At 66.7% G+C, this 5,485-nt stretch carries 3 protein-coding genes and 1 pseudogene; 2 read left to right on the top strand and 2 right to left on the bottom strand.

Going from position 1 to position 5,485, the window contains the following annotated elements; all coding sequences use genetic code 11:
* Positions 1–400 precede the first annotated feature (400 nt).
* Positions 401–1,453, bottom strand: a complete 1,053-nt coding sequence (locus tag AB0J04_RS45180) for an aldo/keto reductase (RefSeq protein ID WP_363174556.1) — start codon at positions 1,451–1,453, stop codon at positions 401–403.
* Between the two features lie 107 nt (positions 1,454–1,560).
* On the opposite strand from AB0J04_RS45180, the gene AB0J04_RS45175 reads away from it, so the two are divergent.
* Positions 1,561–2,190: a TetR/AcrR family transcriptional regulator gene (locus AB0J04_RS45175; RefSeq protein WP_363174554.1), complete on the top strand. Its 630-nt coding sequence runs from the start codon at positions 1,561–1,563 to the stop codon at positions 2,188–2,190.
* Positions 2,191–3,462: 1,272 nt separating this feature from the next.
* Here the strand turns inward: AB0J04_RS45175 and AB0J04_RS45170 are convergent.
* A complete protein-coding gene (locus AB0J04_RS45170; protein WP_363174553.1) occupies positions 3,463–3,996 on the bottom strand; it encodes a hypothetical protein in 534 nt (177 codons plus the stop codon).
* Positions 3,997–4,280: 284 nt separating this feature from the next.
* Here AB0J04_RS45170 and AB0J04_RS45165 point away from each other — a divergent pair.
* Positions 4,281–5,286: pseudogene (locus tag AB0J04_RS45165) on the top strand (IS630 family transposase); the annotation flags it as partial.
* Between the last annotated feature and the right edge of the window lie 199 nt (positions 5,287–5,485).

Genomic DNA, 5,485 nt, shown 5'->3' with positions numbered 1-5,485 from the left:
CTACCGCCTCCATGGCCGCACAACAGAAGAAGCGACCTCAGAAACGATCATCGCCGACCCGCCCTCACCCCCGCAGCGAATTGCGCAGCAGAGTCGACACCGGCCGCAAAGCAGTGAGACGATCCGGGTGCCGGTACCGAGATCTCGGTCGAGGCCATGCGCCGCCAGATGTCAGTCGTCGTCTGGGGGTCTGACACTGGCGACCTCGCGTATTCGGCTGTCGCGTATTCCTCTCTGCATTGGGTTTCCTGGTGACCGTCTGTGGTCGTGCCGACAAGTTGGCAACAGGGGGAGAGGCTGTCACCGCAGCTGTCCAGGCCCGGGCAGGCGTTGAGCGAGGCAGCCCCCAGTCCGAGTCTGGGACGCGCGGCTATACCGCTCCAGCTACTTGACGCGGATGTCATGCAGCGGGCGGAGGCGCGACAGCTGGTGGGTTGAGGCGGGCGAAGCCTTCCTGGCGCTGGTAAGGGAAGTAGGGGTAGGGCGCTGTCTTGCCGCTCGCCGCATCGAGTTTCGCCATCTGGTCGGGCGTGAGCGTCCAGCCGACGGCGCCGAGGTTCTGGCGAAGCTGGTTCTCGTCGCGGGCACCGATGATGACGGAGGAGACGGTCGGTCGCTGCAGCAGCCAGTTGATGGCGATCTGCGGAATGCCTTTTCCGGTCTCCTGCCCGATCTCGTCGAGGGCGTCGACCACGCGGTAGAGGTGTTCGTCCTCGACCGGCGGGCCGTAGTCCGCGGTGTGGTGCAGTCGGCTGTTGGTCGGTAGCGGCTGGCCGCGGCGGACTTTGCCGGTGAGCCGTCCCCAGCCGAGGGGGCTCCAGACGAGGGCTCCGAGGCCCTGATCGAGCCCGAGGGGCATCAGCTCCCATTCGTAGTCGCGGCCGATGAGGGAGTAGTAGACCTGATGTGCGACATAGCGCGGGTGGCCGTATCTCTCCGCGATCGAGAGGGACTTCATCGCCTGCCAGCCGGAGAAGTTGGAGATGCCGAGGTAGCGGACCTTCCCTGCTCGTACGAGATCGTCGAGTGTGGACAGGACTTCCTCGATCGGCGTGCCGGCGTCAAAGGCGTGCAGCTGGAAGAGGTCGATGTAGTCGGTGCCGAGCCGGCGCAGGGCGTCCTCGCATGCGGTGATCAGGCGCGAACGGGAGGAGCCCGCATCGCCTGGGCCCTCGCCCATCGGCAGGCTGGTCTTGGTGGACACGATCACCTGGTCCCTGCGGCCTTTGATCGCTTCGCCCAGCACCTCCTCGGAGGCTCCGCTGGAGTAGACGTCGGCGGTGTCGAACATCGTGATCCCGGCGTCGAGGCAGATGTCCACGAGACGGCGTGCTTCTTGCGCGTCGGTGTTGCCCCAGGCGCCGAACAGCGGTCCTTGGCCACCGAAGGTGCCGGCGCCGAAGCTCAGTGCGGGGACCTTGAGGCCGGATGTGCCCAGCCGCCTGTATTCCATGGCTGTTCCTCTCTCGCCGCCCGTACCTAACTAATGGGCTTGGAGTTCCGTTAGTGTGGGGCCTCAACGTAGCAGGCGCGAGTGATTAACGAAACTGGAGTCCCGTTATGGGGTTTGAGGGTGCGGATCCGGGGACCGTCCGTCCTGGAGGGCGCACGGCGCGGGTGCGGTCGGCGGTGCTGCAAGCGGCTGGGGACGCCTTGGCAGAGCATGGCTTTGCCCACCTGGACCTCGCCGACATCGCGCGCCGGGCCGAGGTGGGCAAGACCACCGTCTACCGTCGCTGGGGAACGGTGACCAGTCTGGTGGCCGATTTGCTGGTGGACATGGCCGAGCAGTCACTGCCGCGTACCGAGACCGGCTCGCTGCTCGGTGATCTCAAGGCCAACGCCCGGCTCGTGCAGCGCACCTTGGCCGACCCGCGGCAAGGAGCGCTGTTCAAGGCAGTGATCGCCGCCGCCACCTGCGAGGCGAAGACAGCCGAGGCCCTGCACCGCTTCTACGACATCCGCGTCAAGGAGTGGGCACCCTGCGTCCAGCAAGCCATCGACCGGGGCGAGGTGCCCGAGGGCACAGATGTCCACGAGGTGATCCGTGCTGTCTCAGCCCCCCTCTACTACCGCCTGCTGACCAGCAGCGACCGCCTCGACGAAGCCGTCGCAGACCAGGCCGCCGGAGCCACAGTGGCTGCAGCGCGTGCGGGAGCGTACCTGCGGGGCGACGAAGGTCGTGCGTGACCAGCTTTCCCGCATCCGTCGCTGACCACGGGTCACCTTGCGTGATCTCCGGGGGCATAGCGTTTCCAGGTTCCTCCGGCCTCTCGGCGAGCCGGGTGGTGTGGTCGTCGTTGTAGCCGAGCATCCGGGCGATCACCGGAGCGGGGGCTTGGAGGACGAGTTGGCGGATCGCCGCTGTGCGTCCTGGCCGGGTCGGGAAGCCCAGTTGGCGGAGCCGAGGTGCCATGGCTTCCGGGGTCATGGGCTGTCCGGCCCGGCGGCCGGGGAAGAGCCATCGGGCTTCGGAGTTGGTCGCGGTCTTGGTGTTCGGTCGCTGCCCCAGGTAGCTGAGCAGCATTCCGTCGAACGGGGCGGGAACGGGCGACGGTGGATCGCCGAGCCGGACGAGGACCTTGCCGTCCTCGTGCTGGACGTCGTCGCTGCTGAGTCTGGTGATCCGCGTAAGCGGCTGGGCGTAGAGGAGGACAAGGACGGCGGCCACGCGGTCCTGGAGGGGGATGGTGACGGTCGGCATGTGCTTGGACTGAATGGCCCAGCGGAGGAAGGAGTGGGTCACACTCCGTCGCCCAGCCGTAGGCCGGGTCGGTGGCGTAATCGCAGAACAGACGCACCGCCACCTGGTAGCCACGCAGCGTCGAGCGGACACAGCCACGGACGGCCCGCAGGTCACCGAACCACTCGTCCGCCAGCATCGAGGACCAGCTCCACGGAAAGGCATCCGCGCGCGCGGCGAACGCCCGCACCTTTCGCTCGCGGCCATTGATGGTCGACAGCGCGAGGTTCCGCGCCAGCTGCTGGTTGCGCCAGCCGTCCAACATCGCCTCGAAGACCTGCTCCTCCGGCCGCGGCAGCGGCACCCCGTCGGCCAGGTGGAGCCGTGCGGCCCCAGGAGCCACCCCATTGTCGCTCACTAAATCGTCACGCTCCGTAGATCGCATTCGCCGCGAGAATCTCGCATCAGATGCGAAGCGTGGAGCGGAACAGCAGGTCAGCCATCCGATCGAGTGAACCGGAACGACGTGGCCCCGGCTGGTCAGCTACCGTCCCAATAGACCCTGGCGAACCGCTTACCTGCTGATCAGCAGCTTCACAGAGCCTGCTTCCCCAACGCGGCGCAGGACGCCACCAGTTCGCATCGGATGCGATACGCGCCGGTTCCGAGATATGGGTCAAAGTGGCATTGAGTTGATCTTGCACGCATGCGCTTATGAACGCGCAAGGGCCGCGATCGGTGTCGGCGCGCGGCCCCTGGGCGGTGCAGGGTGACCGGGGTCAGTCGATGTTGGTGTCCGTCTCCGGAACCTTTCGGGCGTTGTTCCTGAGGTTGGCGAAGGGCAGAGCTCCTCCGTGGAGTTCTTTGAACTCGTCGATCAGGTCCTGCTCAGCCTCACCCGCGTCGTCCTCGGTCATCGGCCGCCAGGCGACGAGCAGTGCGTCCGAGTCGACCAGCTGCCAGATGTAGCGACCACCCCAATGGCCGGCCAGGCGACCGGTGCCGTGGCGGCGGTAGTCGGCAAGCCGCTGATTCAGTCCGTCCTGGCCCGCGGCCTTGCCGATGTACACGACCGTTGCCCCGTCCACCCAGGCATCGCCGAGCCTGTCGGCCGTCACGGACGGGTCGCGGCCTTTGAGGTGTCCGGCAGGGCTGGCGGGGAGGAACGACGGGGGCGAGGTGTCCGTGTGGATCACCACGTATATCCCGTGCCCGGTGGGGACGTTGCTTTCGGGAAGTTCACGGAACGGCACGAAGCCGCGGAAGCCGCGTTCGGTCAGGGTCTTCTGAGTCAGCTCTGGTGTCGGGCTCATGCCAGGCATCGTGCCAGGCGCATCTGACAGTCCTCGGTCGGAGAGGGAGGCCGGCCAAGGTGAGCCCAAAAGTCGCCATGGGATGATCTTGATCAATCAGCAGTGCAGCTCGGCGTCCTCGGCGGGTCGCGCTCGTCTTCGGGACCGTCTCGGCCCTGTTCTCGTATGGCTATGGCCATGTGGCGTGTAGCTGTCTGTGATGCCCAGGGCTTCATCGGCCGGGGCGCTCGCAACCGCCATCATGTCTTCGGTGGCCTGAGCCAGAGGTTCGTCGTTGGTTTGGTGTGAATCGCCGTGGACCGAAGATCCCGCCGTTGTCGGCAACGGATGCCCAGCGGGCTGTGCTCGAAGGGTGGGTGCGCCGCCGCTCGACGGCTCAGGCTCTGGCCTTGCGGTCGTGGATCGTGCTGGAGTGTGCCCAGGGGCACTCGATCATGGATGTGTCGCGACGGCTGAAGGTCGCTCCGGACACGGTCCGCACCTGGCGACGGCGCTTCCTCGACCGTGGTCCGGACGGCCTGTCCGACGATCCCAGACCAGGTGTCCCCAGCAAGATCATCGACGCCGACGTGGAACGGGTCATCGTCAAGACGCTGGAGGAGAAACCGGCGAACGCCACCCACTGGTCGACCCGGTCGATGGCAGCGGCGACCGGGATGCCCGAGTCGGCCGTCTCAAGGATCTGGCGTGCCTTCGCCCTGGCCCCGCACCGCTGTGAGCCGTTCAAACTGTCCACTGACCCGCTGTTCATCGGCTCTGGACCGTTCGCAGCCGGTGCTGCCGATAATGCCGGGCGTCCCCGAACGCCGCAGCCACGACTGCGTCCGCGCCGGCACCACCACCCTGTTCGCGGCTCTGGAAGCGGCCATCGGCAAGGCGATCGGCCCGATCGATCGCAGGCACCGGGCCGCCGAGTTCAAGAAGTTCCTCACCAGGATCGACAAGGAAGTGCCCGCAGACCTCGACGTGCATCTGATCCTGGACGACTACGACTACGACTACGACTACGACTACGACTACGCCACCCACAAGACGCCTGCCGTCAAAACCTGGCTGCTGGCGCATCCCCGCTTCCACCTGCACTTCACGCCCGCCGGCTCATCGTGGCTCAACCTGGTGGAGCGATGGTTCGGCGAGCTGACCGCGAAGAAGCTCCGCCGCAGTGTCCACCGCTCCGTCCAGAACCTTGAGCACGACATCCGAATCTGGCTCGCCGACCGGAACGAACACCCCAGACCTTTCGTCCGGACGAAGACCGCCGACGAGATCCTCGACAAAGTCGCCGCCTACTGCCAGAGAATCCCCGACTCACGCCACCAGGCCGCCCCTTCTGGATCTTGCCTGACCCGTGACGCCTGGCACCGCGCCTCGCGGCGTATCCGAAAGCTACGACCTGGCTAGTGCCGCGGCAGGCAACGTTCGCCCCGTCGCGACGCCCGGCACGCACTCTCGCCGCACCGGCCGAAAGCCCAAGTACGTCCAGTACGAG

This window comes from Streptomyces sp. NPDC050263, from assembly GCF_040655955.1.
In the GTDB taxonomy this organism is placed as follows: domain Bacteria; phylum Actinomycetota; class Actinomycetes; order Streptomycetales; family Streptomycetaceae; genus Streptomyces.
Note: the sequence above shows the minus strand (reverse complement) of the source record. Positions and strands in the feature narration are given on the sequence as shown.

Coding starts and splice junctions, on each gene's coding strand:
- AB0J04_RS45175 (WP_363174554.1), top strand. CDS start 1,561: ATGGGGTTTGAGGGTGCGGATCCGGGGACCGTCCGTCCTGGAGGGCGC.
- AB0J04_RS45180 (WP_363174556.1), bottom strand. CDS start 1,453: ATGGAATACAGGCGGCTGGGCACATCCGGCCTCAAGGTCCCCGCACTG.
- AB0J04_RS45170 (WP_363174553.1), bottom strand. CDS start 3,996: ATGAGCCCGACACCAGAGCTGACTCAGAAGACCCTGACCGAACGCGGC.